The organism is Geodermatophilus sp. URMC 60, from assembly GCF_053502585.1.
This window is the reverse complement of record NZ_CP199958.1, coordinates 93,436-114,602: the sequence shown is the minus strand read 5'-3', so window position 1 is coordinate 114,602 and position 21,167 is coordinate 93,436. Positions and strand designations below refer to the sequence as shown.

15 protein-coding genes are annotated in these 21,167 nt (G+C 73.7%); 9 read left to right on the top strand and 6 right to left on the bottom strand.

Annotated elements, in window-relative coordinates:
* Positions 1 to 43 precede the first annotated feature (43 nt).
* The 4 genes from ACWIX3_RS00495 to meaB are packed head-to-tail and all read left to right on the top strand — an operon-like array spanning position 44 to position 6,417.
* Positions 44 to 1,303, top strand: a complete 1,260-nt coding sequence (locus tag ACWIX3_RS00495) for an amidohydrolase (RefSeq protein ID WP_448610148.1) — start codon at positions 44 to 46, stop codon at positions 1,301 to 1,303.
* A gap of 34 nt (positions 1,304 to 1,337) precedes the next feature.
* On the top strand, positions 1,338 to 3,224 hold the full coding sequence (locus tag ACWIX3_RS00490) for a methylmalonyl-CoA mutase family protein (protein ID WP_448610147.1): 1,887 nt from the start codon (positions 1,338 to 1,340) through the stop codon (positions 3,222 to 3,224).
* Positions 3,221 to 5,428 carry a methylmalonyl-CoA mutase gene (gene scpA, locus ACWIX3_RS00485; protein ID WP_448610146.1) on the top strand — a complete coding sequence of 736 codons (2,208 nt, stop codon included), beginning with the start codon at positions 3,221 to 3,223 and terminating at the stop codon, positions 5,426 to 5,428. Before ACWIX3_RS00490 ends, scpA begins: the two co-directional genes overlap by 4 nt.
* Positions 5,428 to 6,417 carry a methylmalonyl Co-A mutase-associated GTPase MeaB gene (gene meaB, locus ACWIX3_RS00480; RefSeq protein ID WP_448610145.1) on the top strand — a complete coding sequence of 330 codons (990 nt, stop codon included), beginning with the start codon at positions 5,428 to 5,430 and terminating at the stop codon, positions 6,415 to 6,417. The genes scpA and meaB overlap by 1 nt, the downstream gene beginning before the upstream one ends.
* A gap of 596 nt (positions 6,418 to 7,013) precedes the next feature.
* Here the strand turns inward: meaB and ACWIX3_RS00475 are convergent.
* Positions 7,014 to 8,225, bottom strand: a complete 1,212-nt coding sequence (locus ACWIX3_RS00475) for a hypothetical protein (RefSeq protein ID WP_448610144.1) — start codon at positions 8,223 to 8,225, stop codon at positions 7,014 to 7,016.
* Positions 8,226 to 8,320: 95 nt separating this feature from the next.
* Positions 8,321 to 8,794, bottom strand: coding sequence for a gamma-glutamylcyclotransferase family protein (locus ACWIX3_RS00470; RefSeq protein WP_448610143.1), 474 nt, complete (start codon positions 8,792 to 8,794; stop codon positions 8,321 to 8,323).
* A gap of 117 nt (positions 8,795 to 8,911) precedes the next feature.
* Here ACWIX3_RS00470 and ACWIX3_RS00465 point away from each other — a divergent pair, with 117 nt between their 5' ends.
* From ACWIX3_RS00465 to ACWIX3_RS00455, 3 genes are all read left to right on the top strand, one after another.
* On the top strand, positions 8,912 to 10,315 hold the full coding sequence (locus ACWIX3_RS00465; protein WP_448610142.1) for an NAD(P)H-quinone dehydrogenase: 1,404 nt from the start codon (positions 8,912 to 8,914) through the stop codon (positions 10,313 to 10,315).
* A gap of 243 nt (positions 10,316 to 10,558) precedes the next feature.
* Positions 10,559 to 12,280: a reprolysin-like metallopeptidase gene (locus tag ACWIX3_RS00460; protein WP_448610141.1), complete on the top strand. Its 1,722-nt coding sequence runs from the start codon at positions 10,559 to 10,561 to the stop codon at positions 12,278 to 12,280.
* 68 nt (positions 12,281 to 12,348) lie between these two features.
* A complete protein-coding gene (locus ACWIX3_RS00455; protein ID WP_448610140.1) occupies positions 12,349 to 14,409 on the top strand; it encodes a hypothetical protein in 2,061 nt (686 codons plus the stop codon).
* 58 nt (positions 14,410 to 14,467) lie between these two features.
* Here the strand turns inward: ACWIX3_RS00455 and ACWIX3_RS00450 are convergent, their stop codons facing one another.
* Genes ACWIX3_RS00450 through ACWIX3_RS00435 form a run of 4 tightly spaced genes read right to left on the bottom strand, consistent with a single transcriptional unit; the run spans position 14,468 to position 18,726 of the window.
* Positions 14,468 to 16,231, bottom strand: a complete 1,764-nt coding sequence (locus tag ACWIX3_RS00450; protein ID WP_448610139.1) for an acetyl/propionyl/methylcrotonyl-CoA carboxylase subunit alpha — start codon at positions 16,229 to 16,231, stop codon at positions 14,468 to 14,470.
* A gap of 58 nt (positions 16,232 to 16,289) precedes the next feature.
* Positions 16,290 to 16,898: a Maf family protein gene (locus ACWIX3_RS00445; protein WP_448610138.1), complete on the bottom strand. Its 609-nt coding sequence runs from the start codon at positions 16,896 to 16,898 to the stop codon at positions 16,290 to 16,292.
* On the bottom strand, positions 16,898 to 17,104 hold the full coding sequence (locus ACWIX3_RS00440; protein ID WP_448610137.1) for an acyl-CoA carboxylase subunit epsilon: 207 nt from the start codon (positions 17,102 to 17,104) through the stop codon (positions 16,898 to 16,900). The genes ACWIX3_RS00445 and ACWIX3_RS00440 overlap by 1 nt, the downstream gene beginning before the upstream one ends.
* On the bottom strand, positions 17,101 to 18,726 hold the full coding sequence (locus ACWIX3_RS00435; protein ID WP_448610136.1) for an acyl-CoA carboxylase subunit beta: 1,626 nt from the start codon (positions 18,724 to 18,726) through the stop codon (positions 17,101 to 17,103). Before ACWIX3_RS00435 ends, ACWIX3_RS00440 begins: the two co-directional genes overlap by 4 nt.
* A gap of 169 nt (positions 18,727 to 18,895) precedes the next feature.
* On the opposite strand from ACWIX3_RS00435, the gene ACWIX3_RS00430 reads away from it, so the two are divergent.
* Together ACWIX3_RS00430 and ACWIX3_RS00425 are read left to right on the top strand one after the other, a co-directional pair.
* A complete protein-coding gene (locus ACWIX3_RS00430) occupies positions 18,896 to 19,726 on the top strand; it encodes a biotin--[acetyl-CoA-carboxylase] ligase (protein WP_448610135.1) in 831 nt (276 codons plus the stop codon).
* 65 nt (positions 19,727 to 19,791) lie between these two features.
* The gene (locus ACWIX3_RS00425; RefSeq protein ID WP_448610134.1) at positions 19,792 to 21,162 is read left to right on the top strand and encodes an acyltransferase family protein; all 1,371 of its coding nucleotides are present in this window, start codon (positions 19,792 to 19,794) and stop codon (positions 21,160 to 21,162) included.
* Positions 21,163 to 21,167: the final 5 nt, after the last annotated feature.

Sequence of the window (21,167 nt, the reverse complement as noted above, 5' to 3'; positions counted from 1 at the left end):
CACCGCCGCATGAGGGGCACCGCCGCATGAGGGGCACCGCCGCATGACCTCGTTCCCGGAGGAGCTGGGGACGGCGGTCGACGAGTGGGTCGCCGAGAGGCAGCCGCAGCTGGTCGCGGTGCGCCGTCACCTGCACGCCCACCCCGAGCTGTCCTACGCCGAGTTCGAGACGACGTCCTTCCTCGAGCAGCGGCTGCGCAACGCGGACCTGGACCCCAAGCGGCTGCCCAGCGGCACCGGGCTGGTCGTCGAGGTGGGCGAGGGGGCGGGCGGGCCCGGGCCGACCGTGGTGCTGCGCGCCGACATCGACGCGCTTCCGCTGGCCGACCTCAAGGACGTCCCCTACGCCTCCACCCGCGAGAACGCCTGCCACGCCTGCGGGCACGACGTGCACACCACCGTCCTGCTCGGCGCCGTGCTGGCGCTGAACTCGCTGGACGACCTGTCCGGCACCGTGCGCTGCGTCTTCCAGCCGGCCGAGGAGACGGTCCCCGGCGGGGCCACCGGGGTGGTCGCCGCCGGCGTGCTGGAGGGTGCCTCGCGGGCGTTCGCGCTGCACTGCGACCCCTCCCTGCCGGCCGGCAGCGTCGGCCTGCGCACCGGCGCGATCACCGCCGCCTGCGACCGGATGGACGTCACCCTCACCGGCCCCGGCGGGCACACCGCCCGCCCCCAGCTGACCGTCGACCTCGTCGACGCCCTCGGCCGGCTGATCACCGACCTGCCGTCGCTGCTGTCCCGGCAGGTCGACCCGCGCGCCGGGATGTCGCTGGTGTGGGGCGCGGTCAAGGCTGGGGTGGCGGCCAACGCCATCCCGCAGCGCGGCCACCTGAGCGGCACGGTGCGGGTGCTGGACCGCGACGCCTGGCAGGACGCCGAGGGGCTGCTGCGCTCGCTGGTGGAGCGGGTCGCCGCCACCACCGGCGCCGACGTGGAGGTCGACTACGTCCGCGGGGTGCCGCCGGTGGTCAACGACCCGCGGGCGGTGGCGCTGCTGCGCTCGGCGGCGCTGGAGACGGTGGGCAGCGAGGGGCTGCGGGTGTCCCCGCAGAGCATGGGCGGCGAGGACTTCGGGTGGTTCGCCGACGTCGTGCCGATCGCGCTGGCCCGGCTGGGCACGCACGGTGGCGGCGCGCCGCTGGACCTGCACCGGGGCACGTTCGACATCGACGAGCGGGCGATCGGCGTCGGCGTGCGGCTGCTGGCCCGGACCGCCCTGCACGCGCTGGCCGCCGACGCCGGCGGCCCACCACCCGGATCTCCGCCGCACCCTGGACGTACCAAGCCGGGCGGGCGACGGTAGACACTGACGCTGGTCCACTGGAGGGAGCTCGACGATGCGTTCCACCGATCAGCAGACCCCGGCACCGGCCGACGCCGAGGTGCCGGCCGAGCACGAGGTCCCCGACGACCTCAGGCTCGCCGCCGGTTTCCCGGCCGCGACCCGGGAGGCCTGGCGCGAGCTGGTCGCCGCGGTGCTCCGCAAGGCCGGGCGCGAGGACCTGCCCGAGCCGGTCGAGGACGCGTTGCGGGTGCCGGTGGGCACCGGTGTCAGCGTCGCCCCGCTCTACACCGCCGACGACGCCGGCGACCTGCCGGCCGCCGTCGGCGTCCCGGGTCTGGCTCCCTTCGTCCGCGGCTCCCGCCCGGGCGCGGCCGGCGGCGACGTGCCCGGTGGCTGGGACATCCGCCAGCGGCACGCCCACCCCGACGTCGCGCTGACGCGGGAGGCGATCGCCGCCGACCTGGAGAACGGCGTCACCTCGCTGTGGCTGGAGCTCGGCGAGGGCGCGGTCCCGGTCGACGCGCTCGGCGACGTCCTGACCGACGTCTACCTCGACCTGGCGCCGGTGTCGGTCTCCGGCGGGCCACCGGCCGCCGAGGCCCTCCTCGCGCACGTCGCCGGCCGCACCGACCTCGCGCCCGGCGGCTCGCTGGGCCTGGACCCGCTCGGCGTCCACGCCGCCTCCGGCGAGGAGCAGGACCTCACCGGGCTGGCCGACGTCGCCCGGCGGGCGCCCGCCGGCTGGCGCACCGTCGTCGTCGACGCCACGGTCTTCTCCGACGCCGGGGCCTCGGCCGTCGAGGAGCTCGGCTGCTCGCTGGCCGCCGGTGTGGCCTACCTGCGGGCGCTGACCGACGGCGGGCCGGGGGGCGGCCTGTCCGTGGACGAGGCGTTCGCCCAGCTGGAGTTCCGCTACGCCGCCAGCGCCGACCAGTTCACGACGATCGCCGGGCTGCGCGCCGCCCGCCGGCTGTGGGACCGGGTCGGCGAGGTCAGCGGCGCCTCGCCCGACGTCCGCGCCCAGCGGCAGCACGCCGTCACCTCCTCGGTGATGACGACCAGGCGCGACCCGTGGGTCAACATGCTGCGGACGACGGTGGCCTGCTTCGCCGCGGGCGTGGGCGGCGCCGACGTCGTCACGGTGCAGCCCTTCGACGCCGCGCTCGGCCTGCCCGACGCCTTCTCCCGCCGGATCGCCCGCAACACCCAGGCCCTGCTGGTCGAGGAGGGGCACCTGGCCCGCGTGCTCGACCCGGCCGGCGGCTCCTGGTACGTCGAGTCGCTCACCGACTCCCTGGCCGACGCGGCCTGGGCCTGGTTCACCGAGATCGAGCGGGGCGGCGGGTTGGTCGCCGCGCTGGGCTCGGGCCTGGTGCGCGACCGGATCGCCGCCGCGTGGGACGCCCGCGCCGAGCGGCTGGCGCACCGCACCGAGGCGATCACCGGCGTCAGCGAGTTCCCCAACCTGGCCGAGAAGCTACCGCCTCGCCAACCCGCCGCGGACCTGCGCCCGACCGGTGGGCTGCCCCGGGTGCGTGCGGCGCAGGCGTTCGAGGAGCTGCGCGACCGCGCCGAGGCGGCCGATCCGCCACCGCAGGTCTACCTCGCCACGATCGGCCCGATCGCCCGGCACACCGCGCGGGCCACCTTCGCCGGCAACCTGTTCCAGGCAGGGGGAGTCGCGACGCCGTCCGGCGACGGGGCCTCCGGCCTCGCCGACGCCGGGACGGCGGTCGCCTGCATCTGCGGGACCGACAAGGACTACGCCGAGTCGGCCGCGCAGCTGGCCGCCGACCTGCGCGCGGCCGGCGCCACGCACGTGTGGCTCGCCGGCAAGCCGTCCCTGCGTGTGGACGGCGTCGACGGGTACCTGTACGCCGGATGCGACGCGCTCGACGTCCTGCGCACCGTCCACGAGCAGCTGGGAGTGCCGGCATGAGTGTCATCCCCGACTTCAGCAGCGTCGAGCTGGGCCGTCCCGCGGCGGCCACCTCGGCCGACGACTGGGCCAAGCGGTTCAAGGAGACCACCGGCCGTGGCGTGGAGGAGGCGGCCTGGGAGACGCCGGAGGGCATCGCCGTCCCGCCGCTGTACACGCCCGCCGACCTCGACGGCCTGGACTTCCTGCAGACCTACCCGGGGCTGCCGCCGTACCTGCGCGGGCCCTACCCGACGATGTACACGACCCAGCCGTGGACGGTCCGCCAGTACGCGGGCTTCTCCACCGCCGCGGATTCCAACGCGTTCTACCGGCGCAACCTCGCCGCCGGGCAGAAGGGCCTGTCGATCGCCTTCGACCTGCCCACCCACCGGGGCTACGACTCCGACCACCCGCGGGTGGTGGGCGACGTCGGCATGGCCGGGGTGGCGGTCGACTCCATCCTGGACATGCGGCAGCTGTTCGACGGCATCCCGCTGGACCGGATGAGCGTCTCGATGACCATGAACGGCGCCGTCCTGCCGGTGCTGGCGCTCTACATCGTCGCCGCCGAGGAGCAGGGGGTGGAGCACGGTCAGCTGACCGGGACCATCCAGAACGACATCCTCAAGGAGTTCATGGTCCGCAACACCTACATCTACCCGCCCAAGCCGTCGATGCAGATCATCAGCGACATCTTCGCGTTCACCTCGCAGCAGATGCCGCGGTTCAACTCGATCTCCATCTCCGGCTACCACATCCAGGAGGCCGGGGCGACGGCCGACCTGGAGCTGGCCTACACGCTGGCCGACGGCGTCGAGTACCTGAAGGCGGGCAAGGACGCCGGGCTGGACGTCGACGCGTTCGCGCCGCGGCTGAGCTTCTTCTGGGCGATCGGCATGAACTTCTTCATGGAGGTCGCGAAGCTGCGCGCCGGTCGGCTGCTGTGGGCGCGGCTGGTCAAGGAGGCCGGTGCGCAGAAGGACAAGTCGCTGTCGCTGCGCACCCACTCGCAGACCTCGGGCTGGTCGCTGACGGCGCAGGACGTCTACAACAACGTCGTCCGCACCTGCCTGGAGGCGATGGCCGCCACCCAGGGGCACACCCAGTCGCTGCACACCAACGCCCTCGACGAGGCGCTGGCCCTGCCCACCGACTTCTCCGCGCGGATCGCCCGCAACACCCAGCTGCTGCTGCAGCAGGAGTCCGGGACGACGCGGGTCATCGACCCGTGGGGCGGCTCGGCGTACGTGGAGAAGCTGACCTACGACCTGGCCCGCCGCGCCTGGGCGCACATCGAGGAGGTCGCCGAGCACGGCGGCATGGCGCAGGCCATCGACGACGGCATCCCCAAGCTGCGCATCGAGGAGGCCGCCGCCCGCACCCAGGCGCGCATCGACTCGGGCCGGCAGCCGGTGATCGGCATCAACAAGTACCGGGTCGACGCCGACGAGGCGATCGAGGTGCTGCGGGTCGACAACGCCGACGTGCTCGCCCAGCAGAAGGCCAAGCTGGAGGAGCTGCGCGCCTCCCGGGACTCCTCGGCCGTGCAGGAGGCGCTGCGCCGGCTCACCGACGCGGCGCGGGCCGCTGCCGAGGGGCGGCGCGGTCGCGAGCTGGACGCGAACCTGCTCAAGCTCGCCGTCGACGCCGCGCGCGCCAAGGCCACCGTCGGGGAGATCTCCGACGCGCTGGAGGAGGTCTACGGGCGGCACGCGGGCCAGGTGCGCACCATCTCCGGTGTGTACCGCGACGAGGCAGGGGAGTCCGGCCCGATGGAGGAGACGCGCCGGCTGGCCGAGGCGTTCGAGGAGGCCGAGGGACGCCGTCCCCGCATCCTGGTCGCCAAGATGGGCCAGGACGGCCACGACCGCGGGCAGAAGGTCATCGCGACCGCCTTCGCCGACCTCGGCTTCGACGTCGACGTGGGCCCGCTGTTCCAGACCCCCGAGGAGGTCGCCCGGCAGGCGGTCGAGGCCGACGTGCACGTCGTCGGCGTCTCGTCGCTGGCCGCCGGCCACCTGACGCTGGTGCCGGCGCTCAAGCAGGCGCTCGCCGACCTCGGGGCCGAGGACGTCATGATCGTCGTCGGCGGGGTCATCCCGCCCGACGACGTGCCGACGCTCAAGGAGATGGGCGCCGCCGAGGTGTTCCTGCCCGGCACGGTGGTCGCCGAGGCGGCGCAGGGGCTGCTGCGGACGCTGTCGTCCCGTCTCGGGCACTGATGGGCCGTCCGGTCGACGTCCCGGCGCTCGTCGAGGGCGTACTCGCGGGGGACCGGCGGGCCGTGGCGCGGGCGATCACGCTGGTGGAGTCGCACCGCAGCGACCACCGGGAGCGCGCGCAGGAGCTGCTGGTCGAGCTGCTGCCGCACGCCGGGGCGGCGCGGCGGGTCGGCATCAGCGGCGTCCCCGGGGTGGGGAAGTCGACGTTCATCGACCAGCTAGGCGTGACGCTCACCGCGGCCGGGTCGAGGGTGGCGGTGCTCGCCGTCGACCCGTCGTCCGCACGGTCCGGCGGGTCGATCCTCGGCGACAAGACCCGGATGGCGCGGCTGTCGGTCGACCCGCAGGCGTTCATCCGGCCGTCGCCGACCTCGGGCACGCTCGGCGGGGTCGCGCAGGCCACCCGGGAGTCGATGGTCGTCGTCGAGGCGGCCGGGTACGACGTCGTCCTGGTGGAGACCGTCGGGGTCGGGCAGTCGGAGATTACCGTCGCCGAGATGGTCGACTCGTTCCTGTTCCTGACGCTGGCCCGCACCGGCGACCAGCTGCAGGGCATCAAGCGCGGCATCCTCGAGATCGCCGACGTCATCGCGGTGAACAAGGCGGACGGGCCCGGTGCCCCCGACGCCCGCAAGGCCGCCCGCGAGCTGGCCGGGGCGATCCGCATGCTGCGCGGCCACGGGGAGGACTGGCAGGTGCCGGTGCTGACCTGCGCCGGGCTGACCGGTGAGGGGCTCGACGAGGTGTGGGCCAAGCTGGTCGAGCACCAGGACCGGCGGAGGGCCTCCGGCGCGTTCGAGGAGCAGCGCCGCAGCCAGCAGGTGCGCTGGACCCGGCAGCTGGTCCGCGACGGCCTGGAGCACCGGCTGCGTGCGCACCCCGGCGTCCGGGCGGCCGCGCCGGAGCTGGAGAAGGCGGTCCTGGCCGGCGAGCTCACCCCGGCGCTGGCCGCGCAGCAGCTGCTGGAGACCTTCCTCCACGACTCCTGAAATGTGAGCGTCTAGCGCCAGCATGTTAAGCGCGCTCGGCGCAGCGAGGATGGGCACATCGAGGTCGTCCGCCATACAGGCCCGTCGTCGACGTCCGGCAGGCGCCTGTGCGCGATCGCGTTGCGGAGTAGGTACAGATCTCGCCATGGTTCGACGACACCGGGATGTCGCTGTACCTCCCCGGATTCGTTCCCGACGACGATCCACAGCCGATGGATTACCCAGTGGGTCGTCGTACCGGCTGGTTATCGTCCTGGCAATTTGACGAGGATGCCCAGGAGAGCGTCATGATCGATCGGTGCGGCTCGCGCCGAGCGGCCTGGTGGACGCTGCCTTGAACGCTATCGCGTCCGAGACATCCCGGTCGTCGTCCAAGTGGCCGACCAGCCGATCCGGAAAGGCGAAGTGCAGCCGTCGGACACCGTGCACCTCACCGAGGGCGCTCCAGCTCGACTGCCCGGGCTCGGACGGTGATTTCGTAGGCCCCTCGGGCTCGTTCGCCGCCACGCGCCTGGTGAGCGCACTTGGCGCAGACCGCGCAGAAGCTGCTTGAGTCGTCAGAATCCAAAGAGTGATAATTGTGCTTGTACGGAGCTCTATTCGCTGGCCGCGGTCGAATCCTCGTCCCCGGTCACGAAGCGGTACTGGAGATAGATTCTGCGGATCCTGGCAACGGCTGGACTTTCGTCCTTTATCTGAGCCTTGTCGACAGTTGCGAGGCGATCGAGAGCTGAAGTGATATGACGCTCGATGCCACGCCTCACGACAATGCCAGGGCGAAGGAACCACAGCGTCGATTCCCGCCGGTACCTCAGGTCCAAGAGGCACAGCAGAGGGCCCGCATAGAATGCAAGTGCCGCCAGGGTGATCTGCGCTGCTCGTGCCGTCAGCGACTCGGACTCCTCCAAGAGTAGGAAGGCGATTAGGAGAGCGCCTAGCAGTGCCCATGCCAGTAGGAAGAACGCCATAAATGATGCCAAGAAGGCCGACCGGTCGACTAGTCCGACGAGGATCCCCTGCACCAGAAACGTTCCTGCCGCAACACCTATAGTGCCAAGCGACACCGAAGCTAAGAGTGCTACGGTGCGACCTTGAGTCGAACCCGCGTAGGCTCCCCCTATCAGTATAAGCAATGCCACTAAAGAAAATACGACTAGGGCGCTCGCAATCAGGCCAGCGAGAAGTCGCGGGGTGGCGGGCGTCTTGGGCGGCATCGGTATCCGCTCGAGCATGTTGGCGTACCTTTTTGCCTCTATGGCTCGGCGCCTTGACCTGATCTGCGCCTCAATGTCCCCGGCACTGTGCACGTCGGGAGCTGCACTAGCGGCTAAGGCTGCAATAACGCACGCCATGGCAAACACGGGAATGCGGCCGAGTAGATCGAATCTGTCCGCTGCAAAAGCGCCGATCAGTGCAGCTAGTCCCACAAGGACCGAGAGCATTGCCGAGATGAGACTGAGCTGGCCCCAAAGGCGGTAACGTGCGTAAAGACGACCGCCGTCAATGTTGTTGAGTCGGCCTGGTCTGTTGACAAGGCTCAGCGCTACAACGACGGCTGCAAGCCCAGCCAGGATGTCCGCCGCCTCTCCGGTCTCCAAGGTGACTGCAAACGGTGGAGGCTGCGCGCCTGAGTGATCGTCATCTCGCGAGAGTTGATACATGCCGACTATGAGACATGCTCCGGTGTATGTGGAAGCGCTTATGAGGATCAGCGTGGTCGCCTGACGCCAATGTAATCTCTCAACGCGCAGTACGTTTGCGACCAGCTGATCATCAGTGGGGACAGGTGTTTGCTCCTGCGCGCTCACGGTGTCATGAGAACAGGCGCCCACCCTCTACCGAGACGACACGCCCTGTGTGGCGCAGAGGTGGCAGACGTTTGACCTCTGTGCGGCGGCGCGGGTCAGACGCCGGTGGAGCGGCACTCCCGGGCGCGCAGCTCGGCGAGGTAGTCGTCCGGGGCGCCGGCGGCCTCGGCGGCGTCCGCGAGCGCGCCCAGGTACCGCGCCGAGGGCAGCCCGCCCTCGAAGGCGTCGAGCACGTAGACCCACGCCACCTGGTCGCCGGTCAGCGTGTGCACCCGCAGGTGCAGCTTGCGGTAGAGGCCCTGGTCGGCGCCTTCCCAGGCGTCGAGCGCCTCCTCGTCGGCGTCGGTGAGGTCGTAGAGGGCGACGAAGACACCGGGGGACAGCGACTCACCCGGCGTGGTGTCGTCCGGGACGAGGGTGGCCAGCGCACCCTCCCAGCCGTACTCCTCGGCCCCGAAGGTCAGCCGCCAGCCCTTGATCCAGCCGGTGCCGGTGTGCGGGGAGGAGGGACAGCGCCGGAGCATCTGTGCGGGGTCCATGTTCGACCCGTAGGCGGCGTAGAGGCCCATCACGGGGCAGCCTACGGCGGTGTGGCACGCCCCTCGGTGGGAGATGGGCCACGTCGTCACCCGGAACGGGGAGAATGGTGTGCGGCACGTGTCCCCACCGCACCGAGAAGGACTCCCATGACCCGCATCGTCATCATCGGCGGCGGTCCCGCCGGCTACGAGGCCGCGCTGGTCGCCGCATCCCTCGGTGCGGAGGTCACCGTGGTGGAGCGCGACGGCGTCGGTGGGGCCAGCGTGCTCACCGACTGCGTCCCCTCGAAGACCTTCATCGCGTCGGCGGGCGTGATGACCAACGTGCGCGACTCCGCCGCGCTCGGCGTGCAGGGCTCCGAGCTCGCCGCCGTCGGCATCGACCTGCCCGCGGTCAACCAGCGGGTCAAGGGCCTGGCCGTGGCGCAGTCCGCCGACATCCGGGCCCGGCTGGTCGCCGAGGGCGTGCGGGTCGTCGCCGGGCAGGGCCGGCTCTCCGACGAGGTCCGCGGGCTGGTGGAGCACCGGGTGGAGGTGGTGGACCGCGACGGCGCGGTGACCGAGACGCTGGAGTGCGACGTCGTCCTGGTCGCGACCGGCGCCGATCCCCGGGTGCTGCCCGGCGCCGAGCCCGACCACGAGCGGATCCTCGACTGGCGCGACGTCTACGACATCGAGGAGATGCCCGAGCACCTGGTCGTCGTCGGCTCCGGCGTGACCGGTGCGGAGTTCGCCTCCGGCTACCTGGAGGCCGGCGTCCCGGTGACGCTGGTGTCCTCGCGCGACCGGGTGCTGCCCGGCGAGGACTCCGACGCCGCCGAGGTGCTCGAGGAGGTCTTCCAGTCCCGCGGCGGCCGGCTCGAGCGCGGCCGGGCCGCGGCGGTCCGGCGCACCGAGAAGGGGGTGGTCGTCGAACTCACCGACGGCCGCACCGTCGAGGGCTCGCACGCGCTGATGACCGTCGGCACCGTGCCGAACACCGCCGGGCTCAACCTGGAGCGGTGCGGGGTCGAGCTCGCACCGGCCGGGCACGTCGTCGTCGACCGCGTGTCGCGCACGAGCGTCCCGGGCGTCTACGCCGCCGGTGACGTCACCGGGGTCTTCCAGTTGGCGTCGGTCGCGGCGATGCAGGGCCGGATCGCCATGTGGCACGCGCTCGGCGAGGCCGTCACCCCGATCCGGCTGAAGACCGTCTCGGCGAACGTGTTCACCCACCCGGAGATCGCCACGGTCGGCGTGCAGGAGAAGACGCTGCCCGAGGGCGCCGACATCGAGGTCGTGCGGCTGCCGCTGGCCACCAACGCGCGGGCCAAGATGGCCGACCTGCGCGACGGGTTCGTGAAGCTGTTCGCCCGGCAGGCGACCGGCGTGGTCGTCGGCGGGGTCGTCGTCGCACCGGGGGCGTCGGAGCTGATCCTGCCGATCGCGCTGGCGGTCACCAAGGGGCTGACGGTGAGCGACCTGGCGCAGACCTTCGCGATCTACCCGTCGCTGTCCGGGTCGATCACCGAGGCGGGCCGGCGGCTGATGCGCGCCGACGCCCTCGCCTGAGAGGGAACCCCTCCTCCGGGCCTTTCGGCTCCGCCCGGGCACCGCCGCGAGCCTGCGAGCGGTGGGGAGGAGGGGCCCTTCCACCTGCAGGGGCCGGGGACGGTGGGTCCACGGGGGCGGCTGGGACGCATGTGACGGGACGCCGGGGGCGCGGGGGAGGCTTGGGTCGGGTGTGACGGGGAGTTCGACTGGATCCCCGACGTCCGGTGCCGACGCGCGCGCGGGCTGCCGAGGACAGGGGGGATGCGCCCTCATCGGAACGCCCCAGCCCCCCGCCGCCGCCCGTTCCGCGCGCTGGCCGGTGCGGCGACCGCGCTGGCCCTCTCCCTGACGCTGCCGGCGACGGCGGCCCGGGCCGAGGAGGCCGCGGCGCCGGACACCGTCGTCGGCGAGATCGTGCAGGCCTGGCCCGAGGCCGGGCTGGCCGGCTCCCCGGCCGGGGCCGGGCACGCCGCCGCCCACGCGCCCCTGACCTGGGTCGAGAGCTCCACGGGCGACGCCGTCCGCGTGCCCACCGAGGCGGTGGCCGGCCTGGAGGTCGGCTCCACCGTCGAGGTCACGGTGGGCGCGCACGTCTCCGACCCCGCCGGCCGGACGGGCTACGAGCCCGCCCGCGACGTGCTGGGCACCCAGCTGCTGCAGGAGGCCCCGGAGGCGCGTGCCGCGCGGGTGGCCGGGCTGACCAACCAGGTCACCGTGGCGATGGCCGTCCCGGCCGGGGGCCGGCGGGACGGCGCGACGCTGAGCCAGCTCGTCGCCGCTGTCGACGGGCCGGTCGCGGAGTTCTGGGCGGGGGAGACCGACGGCGCCGTCCGGCTGGGCGTGACCGAGGCGCACGACTGGGTGCAGACCACCGCCGGCTGTGCCGACCCGACGGCCCTGTGGGACGAGGTCGCCGACCGCATCGGCTTCGTGCCCGGCCCTGGGCGCCACCTCGTCGTCCACGTCAGCAGCGAGCCGTGGGACCTGCCCGGCTGCTCCTACGCGCTCGGCCAGGTCGGCACCGGCATCGGCGCGGGCGGTCGGGTCTACGTCCGGGAGGTGCTGCCCTCGGTCATCGCCCACGAGCTCGGCCACAACTTCGGCCTCGGGCACTCCTCGGGGCACCAGTGCGACGGCGCGATGGAGACCGGCGCCTGCCGCACCGTCCCCTACCGCGACTACTACGACGTCATGGGCGCCTCGTGGAGCGCGGTCGGGTCGCTCAACGCGCCGCAGGCCGCGCAGCTGGGCGTGCTGCCCGCCACGGCGCAGCTGCCGGTCGAGGCCGCCGCGCCGGCCACGACGGTCACCCTCGCCCCGCTGGGGGCGCGCGCCGGCACCCGCGCGGTGCGGCTCACCGACGCCACGGGCGGCACCTACTGGCTGGAGCTGCGCGCCGCGGTCGGCCGTGATGCCTGGCTCGGCGCGACCGGCAACAGGTTCGGCCTCGACTCCGGCGTCCTGCTGCACCGCACCGGCCGGATGCCCGACACCGCGCTGCTGCTCGACGGCACCCCCTCGCCGGCCGCCGGGTGGGACGACGACCTGCAGGCCGCGCTGCCCATCGGCGTGCCGGTGCCCGTCGCCGGTGGGGCGTTCGCCGTCACCGTGGACGCCGTCACCGCGGCCGGGGCGACGCTCACCGTCGTCCCCGCCGTCCGCGCTGCCGTCCCGGTGACCCCGCTGCCCGAGGGCGACCCGGAGCCGCAGGTCCTGGCCGCCGCGCCGGTGGCCGCCGCGACCGCCGCGACCGCTGTCCCGGCTGCGCCCGCCGCGCCGGAGGTCCCCGTCGCCGCCGCCGCTGAGGCCCCTGCCGCGCCGGTCGCCACCGGCGTGCTGCTGACCGAGCCGGTGCCGGCCGCGGTCCGGACGGCCACCCGCGCCGACTGGACCCCGCCGGCCGCGACGGCCGCGGGCGTGGGGGTCCTGGTGCTCGCCGGCTGGACGGTCACCCGGAAGCGTGGGGCGCGCGGCCGGGACTGAGCTCCCGCCTCCACTTCCCGGACCGACCTGCCGATGAGGGACCGGCCCCTCTCGCTTGGAGACCGTCCGTGCCCCCTGTGCGTTCCCCTCGGCTGCTGGTCCTCGCCGTCGCGGCCGCCGCCGTCCTCCCGGTGCTGGTCGCACCGCCCGCCGCCGCCGAGGACCCGCCCGTCCCTGCCCCGGCCGTCCCCGCGGACCCCACCGTGCCGGACGCCCCGGCCGCGGGGGTCACCGTCGTCGGCGAACTGGTCCAGGGCTACGTCGACCCCTCGCCGACGGCAGCCCTCGCGACCGAGGAGGACTCCGCCGACAGCCTGGTCAGCTGGATCCGGACCGACTCGGGCGGAGCGGTGCGGGTGCCCACGGAGGACGTCGAGGACATCGACACCGGCTCCACCGTCGAGGTCACCCTCGGGAGGGCCGTCGAGGACGAGGTCGCAGCCGCTGACCTCGCTCCCGCCCAGGAGGTCCTCGACGCCGAGGTGGTCGGGGCACCGGCCGCGACCACGGCACCGGCCGCCGGCGCGGTCAACCACCTGGTCACCGTGGTCATGCTGCAGCCCGCCGGCGCCGTCCGGGACGGCACGACGCTCGCCCAGCTGGTCGGCGTGGTCAACGGGCCGGTCGCCTCCTTCTGGGCCGAGCAGACCGGCGGCGCCGTCCGGCTCGGCGTGGGGCCCACCTTCGGCTGGACCAGACCGTCCTCTCGCACCTGTGCGGACCCGTTCGCCCTCTGGTCGGAGGCCGCCGCCCGCGCCGGGTGGCGGCCGGCCCCCGGCCGTCACCTGCTCGTGTACGTGCCGGCCGGCTCCCCGGGCTGCGGGTACGGCCTGGGCACGATCGGGACGGGGATCGGCTCGGGGGGCATGTCCTACGTGCAGGCACCCGAGCTCTCGGTCGTCGCGCACGAACTCGGGCACAACCTGGGCCTGGGCCACGCCTCCCAGCTGCTGTGCGACGGCGCGCTGGACCGGGGCACGTGCGCGGTGCGCCCCTACGACGACCTGTACGACGTCATGGGCGTCTCCTGGGGTCCGGTCGGCTCGCTCAACGCACCGCACGCGGCGCGGCTGGGCGTGCTGCCCGCCGGGTCGGCGCCCACGGTGCGGGCCGGGGCCGCCCCGGTGCAGCACGTCCTGTCGCGGGTCGGCGCCCGCACCGGGACCCGGGCGCTGCGGCTGGTCGACGCGGACGGGGACCGCTACTGGCTGGAGTACCGGACGCCGACCGGCCGGGACGGCTGGCTCCGGACGCCGGACAACTCGGTCGGCCTGCAGAGCGGTGTGCAGGTGCGGCTGGCGACGGACGGGAGTGACACCTCCCTGCTGCTCGACGGAACTCCCTCCCGAGCGGCCGGCCGGGACCGCGACGTGCGTGTCGCCCTGCCGGGATCCGTTCCGGTGGTCGTCGGGAACGAGCGGTTCGCGGTGTCCGTCCTCGCGGCCGGGCCCGATTCCGCCCGCGTCCAGGTCGTCTCCACACGGACCGCACACCCGATCGACGCGGCCTACGCCCGGGTGGGTGGTGCCGCCGTGCTGGGCCGGCCGACGTCGGCTCACGTCTGTGGGCTGCGCGACGGTGGCTGCCGCCGGAACTACACCGGTGGGGTCATCCACTGGTCGCAGCGCACGGGGGCGCACGTGGTGCGCGGCGCGATCCTGGCGCGCTGGCGGTCCCTGGGCGCGCAGGCCGGCGCGCTCGGGTACCCGGTCGGTGACGACGTGGCGGTGCCCGGCGGGGCGAGGACGGACTTCGCGGGCGGATCGATCTACTGGTCGGCGTCGACGGGGGCGAAGGTGGTGCGCGGGGCGCTCCTGCAGCGCTACGTCGCCGCCGGCGGTCCGCGGGTGCTGGGCTTCCCGGTCGCCGACGACGGCGGGACCGCGGGCGGCAGGGGTGCGCTGGTGCGGCTGCAGAGGGGAGCGATCTACTGGTCGTCCAGCACCGGCGCGCACGTCGTGCGGGGCAGGATCCTCACCCACTGGCTGGGCACCGGGGGACCGACCGGGCGCCTCGGGTTCCCGGTCACCGACCACACCGCGCTCCCCGACCGCACCGGCTGGCAGGTCCGCTTCCAGAGGGGCACGCTCACCGAGCGTCCCGACGGCCGGATCCGGACCACCGGCTGAGCCGGACGACGAGGGCCCGCCTCCGGGAACCGGTGGCGGGCCCTCGTCGTGTGCGGGACTACCCCGCGTCGGAGATCGTGCAGATGACCGCGCCGCTGGTCACCGTGGCGCCCACCTCGGCGGACAGGCCGCCGATCGTGCCGGCCTTGTGCGCGGTGATCGGCTGCTCCATCTTCATGGCCTCGAGGACGACGACCAGGTCGCCCTCGGCCACGGTGTCCCCGTCGGAGACGCCGACCTTGACGATGGTGCCCTGCATCGGGCTGGTCAACGAGTCGCCGGACGCCGCCGACCCGCCGTGCCCGCCGCCGCGCTTGCGCGGCTTGGCCCCGCCGGCCGCCGCCGGGACACCCCCGCCACCGGCGGCCAGGCCCGCGGGCAGCGACACCTCGAGCCGGCGTCCGCCGACCTCGACGACGACGGTCTGCCGCGGCTCGTCCTCGTCCTGCTCGGCGGGGGCGGCCGAGTACGGCGGGACCTGGTTGTCCCACTCGGTCTCGATCCAGCGGGTGTGCACGGTGAACGGCTCGCCGGCGAACGCCTCGTCGCGCACCACCGCCCGGTGGAACGGGATGACCGTCGGCATGCCCTCGACCACCAGCTCGTCCAGGGCGCGGCGGGCCCGCTGCAGGGCCTCCTCGCGGGTGGCCCCCGTGACGACGAGCTTCGCCAGCATCGAGTCGAACGCGCCGGCCACCTCGCCGCCGGTCTCGACGCCGGAGTCCCAGCGCACCCCCGGGCCCTGCGGGATCTCCAGCCGGGTCACCGGACCGGGGGCCGGCATGAAGTTGCGCCCGGCGTCCTCGGCGTTGATCCGGAACTCGATGCTGTGCCCGCGCGGGGTCGGGTCCTCGGTGATCTCCAGCGGCAGGCCATCGGCGATGCGGAACTGCTGGCGGACCAGGTCGATGCCGCTGGTCTCCTCCGAGACCGGGTGCTCGACCTGCAGCCGGGTGTTGACCTCGAGGAAGGAGATCGAGCCGTCGATGCCGACGAGGTACTCCACGGTGCCGGCGCCGTGGTAGCCGGCCTCCCTGCAGATGGCCTTGGCCGACTCGTGGATGCGCGCCCGCTGCTCGTCGGTCAGGAACGGCGCGGGGGCCTCCTCGACGAGCTTCTGGTTGCGCCGCTGCAGCGAGCAGTCGCGGGTGCCGACGACGACCACGTTGCCGTGGGTGTCGGCCAGCACCTGGGCCTCGACGTGCCGCGGCTTGTCGAGGAAGCGCTCGACGAAGCACTCGCCGCGGCCGAAGGCCGACACGGCCTCGCGGACGGCGGAGTCGAACAGCTCGGGGATCTCCTCCGCGGTGCGGGCCACCTTCAGCCCGCGCCCGCCGCCGCCGAAGGCCGCCTTGATGGCCACCGGGAGCCCGTGCTCCTCGGCGAAGGCCACGACCTCGTCGGCGCCCGCGACCGGGTCCTTGGTGCCGGGAACCAGCGGCGCGCCGGCCTTCATGGCGATGTGCCGGGCCTGCACCTTGTCGCCGAGGGCGAGGATCGCCCCGGGGGAGGGACCGATCCAGATCAGCCCGGCGTCGATCACCGCCTGGGCGAAGTCGGCGTTCTCCGAGAGGAAGCCGTACCCGGGGTGGATCGCGTCCGCACCGGACCGCTTTGCGGCGTCCAGGATCTTGTCGATCACCAGGTAGGAGTCGCCGGGCGTCGTCCCCCCGAGGGCGAAGGCCTCGTCGGCCGCGCGCACGTGCAGCGCGTCGCGGTCGGGCTCGGCGTAGACGGCCACGCTGGTCAGGCCGGCGTCCTTGCAGGCGCGCGCGACGCGCACCGCGATCTCGCTGCGGTTGGCGATCAGGACCTTCTGCACCGGTGTTCTCCCTCGGTTCGTACTGCTTCGACTGCGGGTGAGGCGGGCGAGCCCGGGCTCAGCGCCGCCAGAGGTCGGTGATCGCCACCCCGCGCTTGGCGAGCTGGGTGCGCAGCGTGGCCAGCGAGAGGCCGACCACCGCCGCCGGGTCGCCGTCCACCCGCCGGACGAACGGCGCGCCGAGCCCGTCGAGGGTGAAGGCGCCCGCCACGGCCAGCGGCTCGCCGGTCGCGAAGTAGGCCTCGAGCTCCTTCGGCGTCGGGCTGGCGAAGTGCACGACGGTGGAGACCACCGCGACGTCCCGGCTGACCACCTGGCCGTCCTGGACGTCGAACAGCGCCTGACCGGTGTGCAGCACACCGCTCCTGCCGCTCATCCGCTGCCAGCGGTCGCGGGCGTCGTGCTCGTCAGCGGGCTTGCCCATCGGTCTCCCGCGGAACTCCAGCAGCGAGTCCGCGCCGACGACCAGCGCGTCGGTCTCCTGCTCGGCGACGGCCTTGGCCTTGGCGGCGGCCAGCAGGGCGACCTGCTCGCCGACCCGCGCCGCCCGCACCGTCGACTCGTCGAGGTGGCTCACGACGACCTCGGGCGTCAGCCCGGCCTGGCGCATCAGGGCCAGCCGGGCGGGGGACGCCGAGGCGAGCACGAGCCTGCGGTCCACGCTCATCAGTACCTCCCGGAGGCGCGCCAGCCACCGGGGCCGGGGCGCAGCGGACGCCGGTGGGAGTCCCCGAACGACGCCCAGCTGCCGACCGGGGTCGGCCTGCGACGGGTGCGCCGCTGCGACAGGGCGGCGACGACGACGGTGAGAGCGGCGAGCTCCTCGGCGGAGGGTTCGCCCCTGACGACCCGGAGCAGGGGTGTCGTCGTCACAGCGGGATGTTCCCGTGCTTCTTCGGCGGCAGCGTCTGGCGCTTGTTGGCCAGCAGGCGCAGCCCCTTGGTGACCTCGATGCGGGTCTCCGACGGTCGGATCACCTGGTCGACGTACCCACGATCGGCCGCGATGTACGGGGACAGCAGCGCGTCCTCGTACTCGGTGATCAGCTCGGCGCGGCGCGCGTCGGCGTCGTCCGCGTCGGCCAGCTCCCGCCGGTAGAGGATGTTGACCGCGCCCTGCGCGCCCATGACGGCGATCTGCGAGGTCGGCCACGCGAGGTTGAGGTCGGCGCCGAGGTGCTTGGAGCCCATGACGTCGTAGGCGCCGCCGTAGGCCTTGCGGGTGATCACGGTGATCTTCGGGACGGTCGCCTCGGCGTAGGCGTAGATCAGCTTCGCGCCGCGGCGGATGATCCCCTCCCACTCCTGGGAGGTGCCCGGTAGGAAGCCGGGGACGTCGACGAAGGTCAGCACCGGGACGTTGAAGGCGTCGCAGGTGCGCACGAACCGCGCCGCCTTCTCGCTGGCGTCGATGTCCAGCGTGCCGGCGAGCTGGGTGGGCTGGTTGGCCACGACACCGACCGGCCGCCCCTCGACCCGGCCGAAGCCGACGACGATGTTCGGCGCGAACAGCGGCTGCACCTCGAGGAACTCGCCCTCGTCGAGCACGTGCTCGATGACCGTGTGCATGTCGTAGGGGGTGTTGGCCGAGTCGGGGACGAAGGTGTCGAGCTCGCGGTCCTCGTCGGTCACGCCGTCGTGCGTGGTGTCGGCCGGGGCGACCTCGAGGGCCGGCAGCGGGTCGAGGTTGTTGCTCGGCAGGTAGGACAGCAGCGCCTTGACGTAGTCCAGCGCGTCCGCCTCGTCCTCGGCGAGGTAGTGCGCGACGCCGGACTTGGTGTTGTGCGTGCGGGCGCCGCCGAGCTCCTCGAGGGTGACGTCCTCGCCCGTCACGGTCTTCACGACGTCGGGGCCGGTGATGAACATCTGGCTGGTCTGGTCGACCATCACGACGAAGTCGGTGAGCGCGGGGGAGTAGACGTGCCCGCCGGCGGCGGCGCCCATCACCAGCGAGATCTGCGGGATGACGCCGGAGGCGTGCACGTTGCGCCGGAAGATCTCGGCGTAGAGGCCGAGGGCCACCACGCCCTCCTGGATCCGTGCGCCGCCGCCCTCGTTGATCCCGATGATCGGGCAGCCGTTGCGCATGGCCAGGTCGAGGACCTTCACGATCTTCTCGCCGTAGACCTCGCCGAGGCTGCCGCCGAAGACGGTGACGTCCTGGGAGAAGACGCACACCGGCCGGCCGTCGACGGTGCCGTACCCGGTGACGACGCCGTCCCCGAAGGGCCGCTTGGACTCCATGCCGAAGTTGGTGGAGCGGTGTCGGGCGAACTCGTCCAGTTCGGTGAACGACCCGGGGTCCAGCAGCGCCTCGATCCGCTCGCGGGCGGTCATCTTCCCTGCGGCGTGCTGCTTCTCCACGGCGCGCGCGGACCCCGCGTGGGTGGCCTCCTGCACGCGACGGTCGAAGTCCGCCAGCTTGCCGGCGGTGGTGTGGATGTCGACGTCGCCGGGGACGGGGTCCCCGACGCTCTCCAGTTCAGCCGCGCTCACGTGCTCTCCTCGCTGCGCTCGTCGGCGCGTTCGCGCCGCGCTGCTGTGCCCATCCGTGAGCTCGCAAGCTCGCTCACCATCTCTCCTCGGTGGGGCTCGTCGGCCGCGTCCGCGCGCTGCCGTGCCCGGGAGTGAGCTCCCTCGCTCACGGGTTCCGTAGCGTAGAAGAGTGCCCGAGTCGCCGCCGTCCACCTCCTCCGGCCCCTCCCGGGCTCCGCTCGACGGCCCCGCGCTGGCGACCGCGCTGACCGGCGGGAGTGCCCTGTGGCGCTCGCTGGAGGTGGTACCCGAGATCGGCTCGACGAACGCCGCCCTCCTCGCGGCCGCGGGCGACGACGCCCCCGAGGGGACGGTCCTCGTGGCCGAGCACCAGGTCACCGGCCGGGGCCGGCTCGACCGGGTCTGGACCTCCCCGCCCGGCGCGGGGATCACCGTCTCCTTCCTGCTGCGTCCCGACGTCCCGAGCGCGCGCCGCGCGTGGCTGCCGCTGCTCACCGGCGTCGCCCTGGCCGAGGCGGTGGGCGAGGTGCCCGGGGTGCGCGCCTCGCTGAAGTGGCCCAACGACCTGCTCGCCGCCGGTGGCGCGAAGCTGGCCGGCATCCTGGCCGAGGTCGGCGGCGGCGCGGTGGTCGTGGGCGTGGGCCTCAACGTCTCCACCCGAGCCGACGAACTCCCCGGGACCGGCACCTCCCTGGCGCTGGCGGCCGGCCGGCCGGTCGACCGCGCGGCGGTGCTGCTGCAGTTCCTGCGCACGTTCGAGCGCCGTTACCTCGCCTGGGGGCAGGCCCTCGGCGACCCGGTCGCCAGCGGCCTGGCGCGCGACTACCTCGCGTGGTGCTCGACGGTCGGGTCCGACGTCGTCGTCACGCTGCCCGACGGCTCCACGCTCGAGGGGGTCGCCGAGTCGGTCGACTGGGACGGCCGGCTCGTCGTGCGGACGGCGCAGGGCGTGGTGGAGCTGGCCAGTGGGGACGTGCGGCACCTGCGCGGTCGCGCGTGACGGGTGGGTCCGCCACGGCCGCGTCATCCCGGGGCGGGAGCCCGTAGTCATTACCCTACGCGACCATGCGCACCCCCACGGTCACCGGCGAGGTGGCGCCCACCCCGCCGACCGGCGAGATCCGGTCGCTGACGGGCCTGCGGATCGTCGCGGCCGCGTGGGTGGTCTGCTACCACTTCAGCGCAGCACCCGGGGACTCCTGGTCGCGGTACTGGGAGCCGGTGCGTCCGCTCGTCCGTAGCGGCACGCTCGGCGTCGACCTCTTCTTCGTGCTCAGCGGCTTCGTCATCACGCTGACCTACCTCGACGAGCTGGGCCGGCGCCCGGCCGTGGGGGCCGTCGCGCGGTTCTGGTGGGCGCGGTTCTGCCGCATCTGGCCCCTGCACGCCGTCATCACCACGCTCTTCGGCTGCTGGCTGCTGTACAAGGCCACCCGGGTGACCGACGGCAACCTCGCCTACCAGGAGGTGCAGCCGGTCGTGGACCCGCTGCACTGGCTCGAGCAGATGCTGATGGTCCAGCTGTGGCACCGGCCGGGCCACGCCGGCGCGTCCTGGTCCGGCCCGGCGTGGTCGATCAGCGCCGAGTGGCTGGCCTACCTGTGCTTCCCGCTCGTCGGGCTGCTGCTGTGGCGGCTCCGCGGCGCGTCCCCGCTCGTGACCGGCACCCTCGCCGTCGGCTGCATGGTCCCGCTGGCCTGGTTCGCGCTCACCCAGGGCGGCGCCCACTTCCCGTTCTCCTGGGCGCTCCGCATCGGCGGGGGCTTCCTCGCCGGCGCCTTCACCTGCCTCGCCGTGCGCCGCATCCCCCGCACCGAGCACACCGACCGGGTCGCCACGTGGCTGGTCGTCCTCTCGACGGTCGAGGTCCTCCTCTGCGCGTGGTGGGGGATCGCCCGGGGCGGTCCCGGCCACGCCGCCGTCGGGGGCCTGGCCTTCCCCGTCCTGGTCGGGGCGCTGGCGCTCTCCGGTGGCCGCATCAGCCGGGCCCTCAGCACCGGGCCGATGGTGCTGGGCGGGCGGATCTCCTTCGCCCTCTACCTCGTGCACATCCCGGTGTTCGAGGTCTTCTACACCCTGATGGACTGGTATCCGCTGCTCCACCCGAACGGCACGGTGGCCAGCTTCCTCATGCCGCACGTCCTGCTGCTGACCCTGCCCCTGGCCCACCTGCTCCACCGTTCCGTCGAGGAGCCGTCGCGCCGCCGGCTGCGGAGCCTGGCCGGCCCGCGCCGCCGGCCCGCCCCGGTGCCGGTACCCCGTCACGAGGCGGCGGGGGCGACGTTGCGCACCCTCCCCGCGGTCGACGGCCCGCGCCGTCCGGCCGTGCCCGGCGCACCGGCCACGGTGGACGGCGGGGTGCGACCCGTGGTGCCGGTGGTGCGGACACGCGCGCGTGTCCCGTCGGGGGCGGCCGGGCGGCGACCGGCCGGGTGATCCTG

Bases quoted from the DNA above. Each gene is read 5' to 3' on its own strand.
- ACWIX3_RS00495 (WP_448610148.1), top strand. From the start codon at position 44: ATGACCTCGTTCCCGGAGGAGCTGGGGACGGCGGTCGACGAGTGGGTC.
- ACWIX3_RS00490 (WP_448610147.1), top strand. From the start codon at position 1,338: ATGCGTTCCACCGATCAGCAGACCCCGGCACCGGCCGACGCCGAGGTG.
- scpA (WP_448610146.1), top strand. From the start codon at position 3,221: ATGAGTGTCATCCCCGACTTCAGCAGCGTCGAGCTGGGCCGTCCCGCG.
- meaB (WP_448610145.1), top strand. From the start codon at position 5,428: ATGGGCCGTCCGGTCGACGTCCCGGCGCTCGTCGAGGGCGTACTCGCG.
- ACWIX3_RS00470 (WP_448610143.1), bottom strand. From the start codon at position 8,794: ATGGGCCTCTACGCCGCCTACGGGTCGAACATGGACCCCGCACAGATG.
- ACWIX3_RS00465 (WP_448610142.1), top strand. From the start codon at position 8,912: ATGACCCGCATCGTCATCATCGGCGGCGGTCCCGCCGGCTACGAGGCC.
- ACWIX3_RS00460 (WP_448610141.1), top strand. From the start codon at position 10,559: ATGCGCCCTCATCGGAACGCCCCAGCCCCCCGCCGCCGCCCGTTCCGC.
- ACWIX3_RS00445 (WP_448610138.1), bottom strand. From the start codon at position 16,898: ATGAGCGTGGACCGCAGGCTCGTGCTCGCCTCGGCGTCCCCCGCCCGG.
- ACWIX3_RS00425 (WP_448610134.1), top strand. From the start codon at position 19,792: ATGCGCACCCCCACGGTCACCGGCGAGGTGGCGCCCACCCCGCCGACC.